This window comes from Streptomyces sp. CBMA291, assembly GCF_014596525.1.
Classification (GTDB): Bacteria; Actinomycetota; Actinomycetes; order Streptomycetales; family Streptomycetaceae; genus Streptomyces.
Genome location: NZ_MSJP01000088.1, coordinates 18,451 through 32,370, shown reverse-complemented (window position 1 = coordinate 32,370; position 13,920 = coordinate 18,451). Strand labels below are relative to the sequence as shown.

General features: G+C 73.4%; 13 protein-coding genes. 7 read left to right on the top strand and 6 right to left on the bottom strand.

Annotation, left to right across the window (positions count from 1 at the left end):
- From BU197_RS21325 to BU197_RS21315, 3 genes are all read left to right on the top strand, one after another.
- On the top strand, positions 1-1,030 hold a 1,030-nt coding region (locus BU197_RS21325; protein ID WP_188269905.1), incomplete at its 5' end, for an acyl-CoA dehydrogenase family protein.
- 11 nt (positions 1,031-1,041) lie between these two features.
- A complete protein-coding gene (locus BU197_RS21320) occupies positions 1,042-2,232 on the top strand; it encodes a lipid-transfer protein (RefSeq protein ID WP_188269904.1) in 1,191 nt (396 codons plus the stop codon).
- Positions 2,233-2,430: 198 nt separating this feature from the next.
- Entirely contained in the window at positions 2,431-3,876 is a 1,446-nt protein-coding gene (locus BU197_RS21315) for a DHA2 family efflux MFS transporter permease subunit (RefSeq protein ID WP_188269903.1), read from the top strand.
- Between the two features lie 32 nt (positions 3,877-3,908).
- Here BU197_RS21315 and BU197_RS21310 read toward each other — a convergent pair whose 3' ends face one another.
- Genes BU197_RS21310 through BU197_RS21295 form a run of 4 tightly spaced genes read right to left on the bottom strand, consistent with a single transcriptional unit; the run spans position 3,909 to position 7,485 of the window.
- Entirely contained in the window at positions 3,909-4,514 is a 606-nt protein-coding gene (locus BU197_RS21310; RefSeq protein WP_188269902.1) for a response regulator transcription factor, read from the bottom strand.
- The gene (locus BU197_RS21305; RefSeq protein WP_188269901.1) at positions 4,511-5,686 is read right to left on the bottom strand and encodes a histidine kinase; all 1,176 of its coding nucleotides are present in this window, start codon (positions 5,684-5,686) and stop codon (positions 4,511-4,513) included. Before BU197_RS21305 ends, BU197_RS21310 begins: the two co-directional genes overlap by 4 nt.
- Before the next feature lie 3 nt (positions 5,687-5,689).
- Positions 5,690-6,409 carry an ABC transporter permease gene (locus tag BU197_RS21300; protein WP_188269900.1) on the bottom strand — a complete coding sequence of 240 codons (720 nt, stop codon included), beginning with the start codon at positions 6,407-6,409 and terminating at the stop codon, positions 5,690-5,692.
- Positions 6,406-7,485 (bottom strand): ABC transporter ATP-binding protein, encoded by a 1,080-nt coding sequence (locus BU197_RS21295; protein WP_188269899.1) that lies wholly within the window; start codon positions 7,483-7,485, stop codon positions 6,406-6,408. Before BU197_RS21295 ends, BU197_RS21300 begins: the two co-directional genes overlap by 4 nt.
- A 423-nt stretch (positions 7,486-7,908) precedes the next feature.
- On the opposite strand from BU197_RS21295, the gene BU197_RS21290 reads away from it, so the two are divergent.
- From BU197_RS21290 to BU197_RS21280, 3 genes are read left to right on the top strand one after another with little or no spacing between them, the layout of a single operon-like run.
- Positions 7,909-8,763: a MaoC/PaaZ C-terminal domain-containing protein gene (locus BU197_RS21290; protein WP_188269898.1), complete on the top strand. Its 855-nt coding sequence runs from the start codon at positions 7,909-7,911 to the stop codon at positions 8,761-8,763.
- A gap of 48 nt (positions 8,764-8,811) precedes the next feature.
- The gene (locus BU197_RS21285) at positions 8,812-9,888 is read left to right on the top strand and encodes a Zn-dependent alcohol dehydrogenase (RefSeq protein WP_188269897.1); all 1,077 of its coding nucleotides are present in this window, start codon (positions 8,812-8,814) and stop codon (positions 9,886-9,888) included.
- 10 nt (positions 9,889-9,898) lie between these two features.
- The gene (locus BU197_RS21280; protein WP_188269896.1) at positions 9,899-10,843 is read left to right on the top strand and encodes a 3-oxoacyl-ACP reductase; all 945 of its coding nucleotides are present in this window, start codon (positions 9,899-9,901) and stop codon (positions 10,841-10,843) included.
- A 311-nt stretch (positions 10,844-11,154) separates the two neighbouring features.
- Here the strand turns inward: BU197_RS21280 and BU197_RS31075 are convergent, their stop codons facing one another.
- Together BU197_RS31075 and BU197_RS21275 are read right to left on the bottom strand one after the other, a co-directional pair.
- A complete protein-coding gene (locus BU197_RS31075; protein ID WP_262928265.1) occupies positions 11,155-11,289 on the bottom strand; it encodes a hypothetical protein in 135 nt (44 codons plus the stop codon).
- A gap of 48 nt (positions 11,290-11,337) precedes the next feature.
- Complete coding sequence (locus BU197_RS21275; RefSeq protein ID WP_188269895.1) at positions 11,338-12,564, bottom strand: hypothetical protein; 1,227 nt, start codon at positions 12,562-12,564, stop codon at positions 11,338-11,340.
- A gap of 273 nt (positions 12,565-12,837) precedes the next feature.
- Between BU197_RS21275 and BU197_RS21270 the strand changes: the two genes are divergently transcribed.
- Entirely contained in the window at positions 12,838-13,875 is a 1,038-nt protein-coding gene (locus BU197_RS21270; RefSeq protein WP_188269894.1) for an ABC transporter substrate-binding protein, read from the top strand.
- Positions 13,876-13,920 lie beyond the last annotated feature (45 nt).

Sequence of the window (13,920 nt, the reverse complement as noted above, 5' to 3'; positions counted from 1 at the left end):
TCCCGCCGCCGGGCTCGACCCGGCCGCCGCCCGCCGCGCCCTCGCCCCCACCGGCCACGCCGCCCCGCACCTCCCCCCGCCGTACGGCCTCGGCGCCGGGCCCCTCCAGCAGCTCGCCGTCCAACGCGCCCTCGACGAAGCCGGGATCAGCCTCTCCGGGCTCGGCATCGCGACCTGGGTCGTGCCCTCCCTGCTCGCCCACGGCACCCCCGCCCAGCAGGCCGAACACCTCGGCCCCACCCTGCTCGGCGAACGTCGCTGGTGCCAGCTCTTCTCCGAGCCCGGCGCGGGCTCCGACCTCGCGTCCCTGCGCACCCGCGCCGAACGCACCGAGGACGGACGCTGGCGGATCAACGGCCAGAAGGTGTGGACGAGCGCCGCCCAAGGGGCCCACCACGGCATCCTGCTCGCCCGCACCGACCCGGACGCCCCCCGGCACCAGGGCCTCACCTACTTCCTCGTCGACATGCGCGGCACCCCCGGCATCGACGTACGGCCCCTCAAGGAGATCACCGGCGACTCCCTGTTCAACGAGGTCTGGTTCGACGACGCCCTCCTCCCCGCCGACGCCGTCGTCGGCGAGGTGAACGACGGCTGGCGGGTCGCCCGGCACACCCTCGGCAACGAACGCGTCCACATGGCCGACCAGGTCGCCTTCGACACCGGACTCGAAGCGCTCATCGGACAGTCCGCGACCGCCGACGCCTCCGTACGCGTACGGATCGGGGCCCTCCTCGCCGAAGCGCACGCCCTCGCCTGCATCGGCCTGCGCACCACCCTCCTCCAGGTCTCCGGCAGCGAACCCGGCGCGGGCGCCAGCGTCCGCAAACTCGTCCAGACCCTCCACCAGCAGAAAGTCGCCGAACTCGGCCTCGAACTCCTCGGCCCCGCAGGCGCCGTGCGCGAGGGCCCCGGCGAACGGGCCGTCCACGGACTGCTCATGTCCCGCTGCCTCACCATCGCGGGCGGCACCACCCAAGTACAGCTCAACGTCGTCGCCGAGCGGCTGCTCGGCCTCCCCAGGGACTGAGAGGGCACGCGATGAAGGCGTACGTCGTCGGCGTCGGCATGACGAAGTTCGAGAAGCCGGAGACCCGGGACTGGCAGTACTGGGACATGGCCAGGGAAGCGGGCACCGCCGCCCTCGCCGACGCGGGCGTCCCCTACGCGCGCGTCGAACAGGCCGCCGTCGGCTACTGCTTCCAGGCCTCCACGGCGGGCCAGCGCGCCGTCTACGAACTGGGCCTCACCGGCATCCCCGTCTACAACCTCAACAACAACTGCGCCACCGGCTCCACCGCCCTCATGACCGCCCGCCAGTTCGTCGAGGGCGGCGCCGCCGACTGCGTACTCGCCCTCGGCTTCGAGAAGATGAGCCGGGGCTCGCTCGGCGGCGGCGCGGGCGCGGGCGACTTCGCCACCTCGCCCGTCGCCCGCCACTACGGGATCATGGCCAAGGCCCACGGCTTCGAGGCCGCCCCGCCCACCGCGCAGATCTTCGGCAACGCGGCCCGTGAGCACATGGACCGGTACGGCACCACGGAGGCACAGCTCGCGGCCGTCGGCGCCAAGAACCACCGGCACTCGGCGCACAACCCCGACGCCCAGTTCCGGGACGTCTACACCGTCGACGAGATCCTCGCCGCCAAGACCGTGCACCGGCCGCTCACCAGGCTCCAGTGCTCGCCCACCTCGGACGGCGCGGCGGCCGCCCTCGTCGTCTCCGAACGCTTCGTCGACGCGCACGGGCTGCGGGACCGGGCCGTGGAGATCGCCGGGCAGGCGATGACCACCGACACGGGGGAGTCCTTCGACTCCGGTTCCTGCATCGACGCCGTCGGCCGCCCCCTGTCCCGGGCCGCCGCCCGCCAGGCGTACGAGCGGTCCGGGCTCGGCATCGAGGACGTCGACGTGATCGAACTCCACGACTGCTTCTCCATCAACGAACTCCTCACCTACGAGGCGCTCGGCCTGTGCGAGGACGGCGCCTCCGGCCCCCTCGTCGCCTCCGGCGCCACGACGTACGGCGGGCGCTGGGTGGTGAACCCCTCCGGCGGCCTCATCTCCAAGGGCCACCCCCTGGGCGCCACCGGCCTCGCCCAGACCACCGAACTCGTCCGTCAACTCCGGGGCGAGGCGGGCCCCCGCCAGGTGGAGGGAGCCCGCGTCGGCCTCGCCCACAACATCGGCCTCGGCGGGGCGGCGGTGGTGACGCTGCTGCGCAGGGGGTAGCGGGGGAGCGGGTCAGGAGGGGAGCGGAGGTAGTGGGGAGGGGGAGGGAGGAGCAGGGAGGGGGCGCGCGCCGGGGTGAGGAGAGGTGGCGCGCGCCGGGGCGTGAAGTCCTTGAACCAGCCGCCCGCGTACGCGCCCGGGAGCGGGTGAGGCCCCCACGGGGAAACCCCATGTACGGGGTGGAATGGGTCTGCGACCATGACGCTCATGCCGCAGACCGACTCCGCCACCAGCACGTCCTCCCTCCCCTCCATACCCCGGGCCCGCTCCTGGGCGGTCGTCCTGATCGCCTGTGCGGGCCAGTTCCTCGTCGTCCTCGACGTCTCCGTCGTCAACGTGGCACTGCCGTCCATGCGGACGGACCTCGGGCTCTCCGCCATCGGACTCCAGTGGGTCCTGAACGCGTACGCCATCGCCTTCGCCGGGTTCATGCTGCTGGGCGGACGCGCCGCCGACCTCTACGGCCGGAAGACGATGTTCCTCCTCGGTCTCGGCCTCTTCACGGTCGCCTCCGCCGTCGGCGGACTCGCCCCCGAGGGCCCCTATCTGATCGGCGCCCGCGCGGCGCAGGGCCTCGGCGCCGCCGTCCTCGCGCCCGCCACCCTCACCCTGGTCACCGACGCCGTCCCCGCCGGTGCCGCCCGCACCCGGGCCATCGGCACCTGGACGGCGGTGGGCGCGGCCGGTGGCGCGGCGGGCGGCTTCGTCGGAGGTCTCCTCGTCGACCTGCTCTCCTGGCGCTGGGTCCTCCTGATCAACATCCCCATCGGCGCCCTGGTCCTGGTGGGCGCGCTGCTCTGGCTCGGTGAGTCCCGCACCGGCACCGGGCGCCGCCTCGACCTGCCGGGCGCCCTCCTCGTCACCGCCGGGCTCGCCACCCTCGCCTACGGCATCGCGCAGACCGAACAGGAGGGCTGGACCGCCCCCGCGACCCTGCTTCCGCTCCTCGGCGGGCTGCTGCTGCTCGTGGTCTTCCTCGTGGTGGAGGCACGCACGGCGGCCCCGCTGATGCCGCTGAAGATCTTCCGTACGCGTGCGGTGGCGGCGGCCAACGTGGGGATCCTGCTCTGCGGTTTCAGCTCCTTCGGCATGTGGTTCTTCATGACCACGTACGCGCAGAGCGTCCTCGGCTACACCCCGCTCCAGGCGGGGCTGGCCCTGGTCCCCAGCTCCCTCAGCGTCGTCCTGGGCTCCAAGGCGGCGCCCCGGCTGATGCCGCTGGTCGGGGAGCGGAACCTCGCGGTCGCGGGCGCGCTCCTCGCGGCGGGCGGCTTCGCCTGGCAGTCGACGCTCACGGCGGACGGCACCTTCCTCGGTACGATCCTGGGCCCCGGCATCCTGATGATGGCCGGCATCGGCCTGGCCACCACCCCGCTGGCCACCCTCGCCACGTCCAGTGCCTCCCCGTCCGACGCGGGTCTCGTCTCCGGCCTGGTCAACACCTCCCGGACGATGGGCGGCGCCCTCGGTCTCGCCACCCTCTCCACGGTCGCGGCGGCGGCCACCCCGCTCGACGGCTCCCTGGTCCCCGGTTACGCGGCGGGCTTCCGCGTCTCCACGGCGATCCTGGTCTCGGCGGCGATCCTGATGTCCTTCTGGCTGCCGGGCCGCACGACCTCGGGCCGCGCGGCCTCGGGTCGCTAGGCCGTGGGCCGTCCGGCGACGGGTCGTTTGGTTCAGAGCCACCCCTGCTGTCGAGCCGCCCGCACCGCCTCCATGCGGTTGCGGGTGCCCGTCTTGCCGATGGCCGAGGACAGGTAGTTGCGGACCGTCGACTCCGACAGGTGCAGGGTCGCCGCGATGTCCGCGATCGTCGCGCCGTCCACCGAGGCGGCCAGTGCGTCGCGTTCACGGGCCGTCAGGGGGTTCGGGCCCGCGCTGAGCGCCGCTGCCGCGAGGGCCGGATCGATGACCGTCTCGCCGCGCAGGACCCGGCGGATCGCCTCGGCCAGCTCCTCCACGGGGCCGTCCTTCACCAGGAAACCCGTCGCCCCCGCCTCCATCGCCCGCCGGAGGTAGCCGGGGCGGCCGAAGGTCGTCAGGATCAGGACCCGGCACTCCGGGGCCTGGCTCCGCAGCTCCGCCGCCGCGTCCAGGCCCGAACGGCCCGGGAGTTCGATGTCGAGGAGAGCCACGTCGGGCCGGGACGCCAGTGCCGCGTCGATGATCGCGTCCCCCCGCTCGACCTGGGCCACGACCTCGATGTCCGGTTCCATGCCGAGCAGCAGGGCGAGCGCCCCGCGCATCATGCCCTGGTCCTCGGCCAGCAGGACTCTGATCATTTCCTCTGCTCCCCCTCGTACGGGTCGGAGGTCTCCACGGGCAGCTCCGCGGTGACTCGGAACCCGCCCTCGGGGCCCGGTCCCGAGTCAAGAGTGCCGCCTGCCGCCGCCAGCCGCTCGCGCAGCCCCCGCAGCCCGCTGCCCGGCGGCCCCGGGGCCGGGCCGCGCCCGTCGTCGGCGACGGTGAGACGCACCCGGTCGACGGTGCCGTCGACGGAGATCTCGCAGCGGGTGGCGCCGCTGTGCCGTACCGCGTTCGTGGCGGACTCCCGCACCACCCAGCTCAGCAGGGCTTCCGTGGCCGGTTCGAGGAGCGGACCCGAGCGGCGTACGACCGGCTCGATGCCCGCGGAGGAGAGCGCGTCGCGCGCCCGGTCCAGCTCGGTGGCGAGGCTTCCCTCCCGGTAGCCGGTGACGGCCTCGCGGATCTCGGTGAGCGCCTGCCGGCCGACGGACTCGATGTCCGCGACCTGCGCCAGGGCCGCGTCGAGATCGCGCGGCGCCAGTCTGCGGACCACCTCCGACTTGACCACGATCACGGAGAGCGTGTGGCCGAGCAGATCGTGCAGGTCCCGGGAGAACCGCAGCCGTTCCTTCTCGACCGCCGACCTGGCCAGCTCCTCCTGGGTGGCCCGCAGCTTCCGGACCGTCTCGTCCAGGGCGAGGATCGCCGCCGTCACCAGGGTGGAGACGAAGGTGCCGTAGACGATGCCGAAGGAGTCCCAGGTGTCCTTCCAGATGGTCACCACGCCGACCGCGACGACCAGCGGCACGGTGATCCGGACGAGGTTCCTCCCGCGCCGCACCACCGAGCCGAGCGCGAGACCGAGGAGTGGGAAGAGCAGCAGCCACTCGCGCCCGTAGGCGATGGCGAGCCCGAAGGTCACGGCCCCGAGCAGGCCGAGGAGGACCCAGGTGGTCCTGGACTCGCGGGCCCGTTCGTCGAAGGCGCGGAAGACGATCGCGATGTACAGGGAGTTGAAGGCGAGCAGACCCAGGCCGCCGACCCAGGGGTTCGGGGCGTCCCCGCTGATCAGGTGGGACAGGGCGCCGAGCCCCATCAGGAGCCACGGCAGCAGGCTGAGCCCGCTCGGACCGCGCTCCGCGCGCCGCCTCCGCCGCCTCTGCCGTGCCGTCAGGACGCGCTGTCTGCTGCTGACCTTCATGAACATGTCCTACACCGTTCTCGCCGAGCGGCGGTACGAGGCCGCCGCGTAGGCGCCGAACAGGAGGGCCCAGCCCGCAAGCAGCGTCAGGGTGGTCACACCCGGCAGCGTGCCGTCCGCCACCGATACGCCCAGCTCGGCGAAGCGGTTCGTCGGCGTCAGTTCGGAGAGCGAGCGGAGCCAGCCGGGGAAGAGGGTGACGGGGAACCAGAGGCCGCCGACGACGGCCAGGCCCAGGTTGACGGCGAGATTGACGGTGCCGGTGGTCTGGGCGCTGAACCGGTAGCCGTTGCCGAGACCCAGGAGGGTGAAGGGGAGCGAGCCGAGCCAGAGGGTGAGCGCGGTGACCGCCCACTGCCAGGGCTCCATCCGCACCCCGTTGGCCAGTCCGCCCGCGAGGAGGACGCCCAGGATGCCGGGGAGGACGACCACCGAGCCGGTCAGGGCGCGGCCCGTGACGACCTGCCGGGGTGTCATCGGGGTGATCCGCAGCTGCCGCAGCCAGCCGGTCGACTTGTCCTCGGCGACCCCCGTGCCGAGCGACAGGGCGGCGCCGAGCGCCCCGTACGCGGCCATGCCGATCATCGCGGCCTTCTTGAAGGTGTCGTCGTCGGTGCCGAGGTTGGTGAAGAGGAGGTACATCATCACGGGCACGCCGACCGTGGAGATCACGAATCCGGTGTCGCGCAGGGTGCGGCGCACTTCGAGACGTACATACGCGGTGATCATCGGGGTGTCTCCAGGGTCGGGGCGGCGGACGGTCCGGGGGTGGCCCGCCGGGTGGCGGCCCCCGGCCCCTCCGGCTGCCGGGTGAGGGTCAGGAAGGCGTCGTTCAGGGAGATCGGGGCGACCTCCAGGGCCCGTATCGCGTCCCGCTCGGCGAGGGCGCGGACCGTGCCGTCGGAGTCGCCGGTGCGCAGCCGGGCGCGGTCGCCCCTGACCTCGTACGCGGTGACTCCGGGCAGTCCGGAGAGCCAGTCGGTGGGGCCGCCGCCGAGGTCGAAGGAGACCAGGCTGCCGCCCGCCGCCCGCTTCAGCTCCTCGCTGGTGCCCGAGGCGAGCAGCCGCCCGGAGTCGACGACCACGATCCGGTCGGCGTGGGCGTCGGCCTCCTCCAGGTAGTGGGTGGAGAACAGAACGGTGTTGCCCCGGCGCGCGTAGCCGCGCATGGAGGCCCAGAACTGCTCTCTGGCCTCCACGTCGAGGGCGGCCGTCGGCTCGTCGAGCACGATCAGCTCCGGGTTCCCCACCAGCGCGACGGCGAACCGGACCCGCTGGGCCTGGCCGCCGGAGAGCCGGTCGGCCCTGCGGTCCGCGAGGTCGGTGAGCCCGGCGAGCGCCAGGGCGTCGGCGACCGGCATCGGCGCCGGGTAGGTGCGGGCGACGAAGGAGACCAGCTCCCGGACGGTGACCCGGGGGACCGGACGGCCTTCCTGGAGCATCGCGCCGACCCGGCCGGCCGCCACGGCGGTGCCGGGGGCGCCGCCGAACAGCTCGACCCGCCCGCTGTCGGCCTCGTCCAGGCCGAGGAGGAGGTTGATGGCGGTGGACTTCCCGGCGCCGTTGCGGCCGAGCAGCGCCACCGTCTCGCCGCGCCGGACGGAGAGGTCGAGCCCGTCGACGGCACGGACGGCACCGAAGGTCTTGGTCGCGGCCCGGAAGTCGACGGCGGGGGCGTCGGCGGGAGTGGCGGTGGGGGCGTCGCCGGGAGTGGCGGTGGGGCCGGTCGCGGGCCGGGCCGTCGGCCTGGTCGCGAGGCCGGTCGTGGGGCCGGTTGCGGGGTCCTGCCTGGGGTCCGTCTTCATGACAACGACGCTACGGAGCGGGGGAGCGCCCCGACAGGCGCCCGCGTACGGACCTGACGGTGACAAATGTCCCGGGCGCCGACGAGAGGAGCGGGCGAGGGCGCCGACGAGAGGAGCCGACGAGCAGGACCGGCGGGTGGGGTCGACGAGCAGGACCGACGGGCAGGACCGGCGAGACGGGAGGCCCGGCCCGGCCCCGTTCGCTGCGACCGCCCTGGGTAGCACGTACGCCTGACATGTCGTCAGCTTGCGGGTTCCGCGAGGGTTCCCAACCCCCCGCCCCCTGGGCTATACATGGGGTCCACCGACCTAGAACGCGTTCTAGAACGGGCGCGTACGGGACGGTTCCCGCACGGCCTCGGTGCGGCCGACGGTGCGGACGGCCGCGCCGGGGTCTTCACCGCCACGAGGAGCAGCAGCCCGATGCCCATCGACCCCGCAAAGGCCGTCGCCGCGGAACCCCGGGACACCGAGATCACCTGGGACCACAAGGACGTCCAGCTCTACCACCTGGGCCTGGGAGCCGGAGCCCCGGCCACCGACCCCGAGGAACTCCGCTACACCCTGGAATCCCGCCTCCACGTCCTGCCCAGCTTCGCCACCGTCGCGGGCGCGGGCATGGGCGTCGTCGGCGGACTCGCCGCCCCCGGCATCGACATCGACCTCACCGCCGTCCTGCACGGCGGCCAGTCGATCACCCTTCACCGCCCGGTCCCCGTCGCCGGGCGCGCCGTCTCCACCGCGCGCGTGGCCGCCGTCCACGACAAGGGCAAGGCCGCCGTCCTCGTCCTGCGCTCCGAGGTCGCCGACGCCGAAGGGCCGCTGTGGACCAGCGACGCCCAGATCTTCGTCAGGGGCGAGGGCGGCTGGGGCGGCGACCGGGGCCCCTCCGAGCGCCTCGCGGTCCCCGACCGTGCCCCCGACGCCACCGTCGAGCGTCCGATCCGCGAGGAACAGGCCCTGCTCTACCGGCTCTCCGGCGACTGGAACCCGCTCCACGCCGACCCCGATTTCGCCAAGCTCGCCGGTTTCGACCGGCCCATCCTGCACGGGCTCTGCTCCTACGGGATGACCCTGAAGGCGGTCGTGGACACCCTCCTCGGCGGCGACGTCGCCCGGGTCCGCGCGTACCGCACCCGCTTCGCCGGGATCGTCTTCCCCGGCGAGACCCTGCGCATCCGCATGTGGGCCGACGAGGGGCGCGTCCAGGCCACCGTCACCGCCGTGGAACGGGACGACGCCCCCGTCCTCGCGGACACCGTCGTCGAACACGTCTGACCCGCGCAGCCCCGCCCGCCCACCACCTCGACCGAGGGGAGCCGCGCCATGCGCGCAGCCGTACTGCACGAGATCGGCCAGGACAAACTGGAAGTCCTCGACGACGTCGAGGCGGTGGGCTTCGGCCCCGGCAAGGTCCGGATCCGGGTCCGGGCCACCGGACTGTGCCACTCCGACGTCTCCGCCATGAGCGGGGTCCTCCCGCAGCCCGCCCCCTTCGTCCCCGGCCACGAGGGCGCGGGCGAGATCCTGGAGGTCGGCGACGGCGTCACCGGACTCGCCCCCGGCGACCGGGTCCTCGTCTGCTGGCTGCCCGCCTGCGGCGCCTGTCCCTCCTGCAAGCGGGGCCAGAGCCAGCTGTGCCTGGCCGGGTTCATGAACGCGGGCACCCCCAACTTCCGGCGCCCCGGCGGCGACGTCTTCGGCTTCGCCGGGACCGGCACCTTCGCCGAGGAGGTCGTCGTCGACGCGGGCTGCGCGGTCCCCATCCCCGACGACGTGCCCTTCGACATCGCCGCCCTCATCGGCTGCGGCGTCACCACCGGTCTCGGCGCCGCCCTCAACACCGCCAAGGTGGAGGCCGGTTCCTCGGTCGCCGTGATCGGCTGCGGCGGCGTCGGCATCTCCGCCGTCCAGGGCGCCAGGCTCCAGGGCGCGGCCCGGATCGTCGCCGTCGACCCCGTCGAGTCCCGCCGCGAGGCCGCGCTCCGCTTCGGCGCGAGCGAGGCGGTCGCCCCCGAGGCGCTCGCCGACGCCAAGCAGCGGATCACCGGCGGCGAGGGCTTCGACTACGTCTTCGAGGTCGTCGGCAAGTCCGCCACCGCCCGCACCGCCTACGAGACCACCCGGCGCGGCGGCACCCTCTGCGTCGTCGGCGCCGGAGCCCTCGACGACCACCTGAAGCTCAGCATGTTCGAGCTGTTCTTCGACGAGAAGCGCATCCTGCCCTCCATGTACGGCGGCGGGGACGTGCTCCGGTCGTACGAGCGGACCATCGCGCTCTGGCGGGCCGGCCGGATCGACCTGGAGTCGCTCATCACCCACCGCGTCCCGCTCTCGGGCGTCAACGAGGCCCTGGAGCAGATGCGGACCGGCGCCGCGCTCCGTACCTGCGTCGAGATCTGAGGGGGCCGGGATGAGCGCGCTTCCGCTGGCGGGACTCGCCGCGATCGTCACCGGCGCGGGCCGGGGGCTCGGCCGCGCCGAGGCCCTGGAACTGGCCCGGCTCGGCGCCTCCGTCGTCGTCAACGACTACGGGCAGCCCGGCCGCGACGGCTCGGGCGCCGCCTCCGCCGCGCCCGCCGAGGAGGTCGCGGCGGAGATCCGGGGGGCGGGCGGCCGGGCGGTCGCGCACCTCGGCGACATCGCCGACTTCGAGACCGCGCGGGCCCTGGTCGACCTGGCCGTCACCGAGTTCGGACGCCTGGACGTCCTCGTCAACAACGCGGGCATCCTGCGGGACCGGATGGTCTTCTCGATGACCGAGGACGAGTGGGACACGGTGGTACGCGTCCACCTCAAGGGCCACTTCAACACCACCCACTTCGCCGCAGCGCACTGGCGGGGCCGGGCCAAGGCGGGGGAGAGCGGCGTCTACGGCCGGATCGTCAACACCTCGTCGGAGGCCTTTCTCGCCGGTTCGGCGGGCCAGCCCAACTACGCGGCGGCCAAGGGCGGCATCGTCGGCCTGACCACCTCGTCGGCTTCGGCGCTCGCCCGGTACGGGGTGACCGTCAACGCGATCTGCCCCCGGGCGAGGACCCGGATGACCGAGGACGTCTTCGCCGGTTTCGGCGAGCCGGACGCGGGGGAGATGGACCCGCTGTCACCGGACCATGTGGCCCCGTTGGTCGGCTATCTGGCCTCGCCTTCCGCCGCCGGGGTCAACGGACAGGTGCTCGTCGTGCACGGCGGCATGGTCGCGGTCGTCGACCGGCCGCGCGTATCGGCCAAATTCGACACGGCGGGGGAGGCGTTCACCTACGGGGAACTGGACGCCCTGCTGACCCCGCACTACGCGGCCCGTCCCCCGGGCGAGACCTTCGCGGCGACGGAGGTGCTCGGCCTGAAGAAGGGCTGAGAGGCGGGACCGAGACCTCACCGGGGCGGCCGGAACGGGGCCTTGGGGAAGGCACTGAAGCAGACCTCCGCAGGCTCCGGGAGGGGCCGTCCGGAAGGGCTGGAAAAGATCGGAAGAGGACCGGAAACCGGCGGGACGGCCGGTGTACGGGCATGACGAAGGGCCCCGGGGTCACCCCCAGGGCCCTCCGCCGTACCACTTACCGGGCACCCGTACCGCTTACCGGGCTCCCGAATCGCTCACCGGGCGACCCCGTACCGCTCGCCAGGCTCCCGGTACCGCTCGCCCGGCCCCCGTCGTCGCGTATCGCCTCAGCGGGTCTGCGACTCGGGTTCGCGGCGGTGACGGCCGTGCGGGGAGGACGCGGAGTCCTCCGTGGGCGCGGCGTCGCCCCGGTGCTTGCCGGAGCCGTTCGGCTCCTGCCCGTCCGTGCTGTTTTCCGACATGGTCGAACTCACCCCGTTGACATCGGTCGTGCTGTGCAGCCCGAGATTCTAGCCAGCGGGCCTGCCGTCCGTGAGCGGTGCTTGCTGGAGCGGTACCGGCCGGTAGGCCTCCCGCTGGCCGGGAACCAACCCGTCCGGTCCGGCCTCGGCCCTGGCCGCCGGGGTGCCGGCGGGCGGCGGGTCCGTCTCGGGCGCCGTCTCCGGGGGCGCCTCCAGGTCCGCCAATCCGCAGGGCGCCCCGGGCGTGGCGTACGGCAGTCGCAGCACGCGTCCCGCCGTCCAGAGCCCCGCGCCCGCCAGCCAGCCCGAGGGCGCGGCCAGCTGGCCGAGATGGCGGGAGTCGGGCCGCCAGGTGCCCACCCAGCTTCCGCCGCCCGCGTCGATCCGCAGCGCCACCGCGCAGCTCTCCGGCATCAGGACCTGCCCCGGCTGCACGGCGAACGGCGTCACTGTCGCGTCGTCGAGCCGCAGGCAGTCGGGGAAGCGCACCGGAAGCAGGCTGCCGAGCACTCCCCAGCCCAGGCGTTCGCGGCCCGGCGACGGCGCGTCGGAGCCGAGCAGGAGCAGCCCGCTGTCCGGGTCCGCGAGGAGGAGCCGGTCGTCGCTCTCCTCGGCGATCTGGAGCAGTGGCGTGACCTCGCCATCGCGTCCCAGATCGACCGTGACCGCTTTCACCGGGCCGTCGTCGAGCCGCCGGTCGAGCGCCAGTATCCGCCCCGAGCGGTCGAGCCAGACCCCGCCCGAGCAGTGGCCCCGGATCTCCGCCACCCGTTCGGGACCCCGGGTGCCGCCCGCGACCTGCCACAGCGTCGTCGTCACCGGGCCGACGCACATGGCGTACGCGCGGCTGCCGTCGGTCGAGGGCGGCAGCAGGACGAGCCGCTCGGAGCCGGGCGTGTCGACCGAGCCGAGCCGCAGCTCACCGGTGGTGGGGCCGGTCGGATAGAGCAGCGAGAACGCGTTCCGCCGCCCGTCCACCCGACGGGCCACCAGGACCCGTCCGTCGGCGAGCGGCACCAGCGGGGTGCCGGGCTCCTCCGGCTGCGTCAGGGGCAGCGGCACGGCGTACGGCTCCGGCCCGTCGAGCGTCCACCGCTCCGCGTACAGGGCCTCGCCGTCGCCCGCGAGCCGCGCCGCGTACGCGCCGTTCGCCGTGATCGTGAACCCGCCTGCTCCGCCTGCTCCGCCCGCCCCGCCAGCCCGGCCCGCGCCCGGGGCTCGGGCCCCGTGGCGATGGCCGCTCTCGGCCGTGGTCTCGATGGCACCCGCTGTCATCGACTCGTCACCTCCGGCGACGAAGCTAGTTTTCGCACTTCCAGCCGAACAACACGTGAGGGTGGACTTCACACATACGGGTGGACGTACGGCGGTTCAACCGGGCAGAAAGGGGCACTTGTGCTGGAGTACCCGAGGGCTAGTAAGGTAAGGCGAACCTAAGCGGAGTCTGCGGTTCCGTCCTTGGCCGACCCCTGATCCACCGGTCGGCGGGCCCGCCGACTGCCGCCCGGTCGCGTCCCCTTCCGCCAGGACCCGTACAGGAGCCCCCTCATGTCCCTCCGCCGCCGAGGCACCGCCACCGTCGTCGCCCTCGCAGCCGCGCTCTCCCTCGCGGCCTGCGGAGGAGGCGACGGGGGCGACGGCGCCGCCGAGAAGCCCGACACGGCGAAGAAGAAGGACGTCGCCACCGGAGGCAAGGACTTCGGCGACGCCGCCGCGAAGACCGCCGCCCTGGGCACCGACGCCCCTGCCGGACAGTTCCCGCGCACCCTCACCCACGCCCTCGGCAAGACCGAGATCAAGGCCGCGCCCAAGCGGGTCGTCGTCCTCGACGTCGGCGAACTCGACAACGTCGTCTCCCTCGGCGTCCAGCCCGTCGGCTACGCCCCCTCCGAAGGCGACGAGGGCATCCCCGGCTACCTCGCCAAGGACGCGGGCGCCCCGAAGTCCGTCGGCACCATCAACAACCTGAACCTGGAGGCCATCGCCAACCTCCAGCCCGATCTGATCCTCGGCAGCCAGCTGCGCGCCGCCGACAAGTACGACGAACTGTCGAAGATCGCGCCGACCGTGTTCTCCATCCGTCCGGGCTTCACCTGGAAGGAGAACTACCTGCTCAACGCCGCCGCGCTCGACAAGACCGCCGAGGCGAAGACCAAGCTCGCCGCCTACGAGACCAAGGCCCGGCAGCTCGGCACGGACATCGGCCCGAACAAGCCGACCATCTCCATGGTCCGCTACCTCCCCGGCAAGATCCGCCTCTACGCCAAGGCCTCCTTCATCGGCACCATCCTGGAGGACACCGGCCTGCCCCGGCCGAAGAACCAGCAGATCGACGAGCTGGCGGCCGAGATCAGTCCCGAGAAGATCGACGAGGCCGACGCCGACTGGATCTTCACCGGCGTGTACGGCGAGGCCAAGGCCACCAAGAAGGACACCGCCCAGGCCAATCCGCTCTGGAAGAACCTCAAGGCCGTCAAGGCGGGCCAGGCCAAGGACGTACCGGACGAGACCTGGTACCTCGGCCTCGGCGTCACCGCCGCGAACAGCGTCCTCGACGACCTGCGCGCGGACCTCGTGAAGAAGTAACCCCGCGCGGGCCTTGCGAAGAGGCGGCCCGCGTCGGCCTCGCGT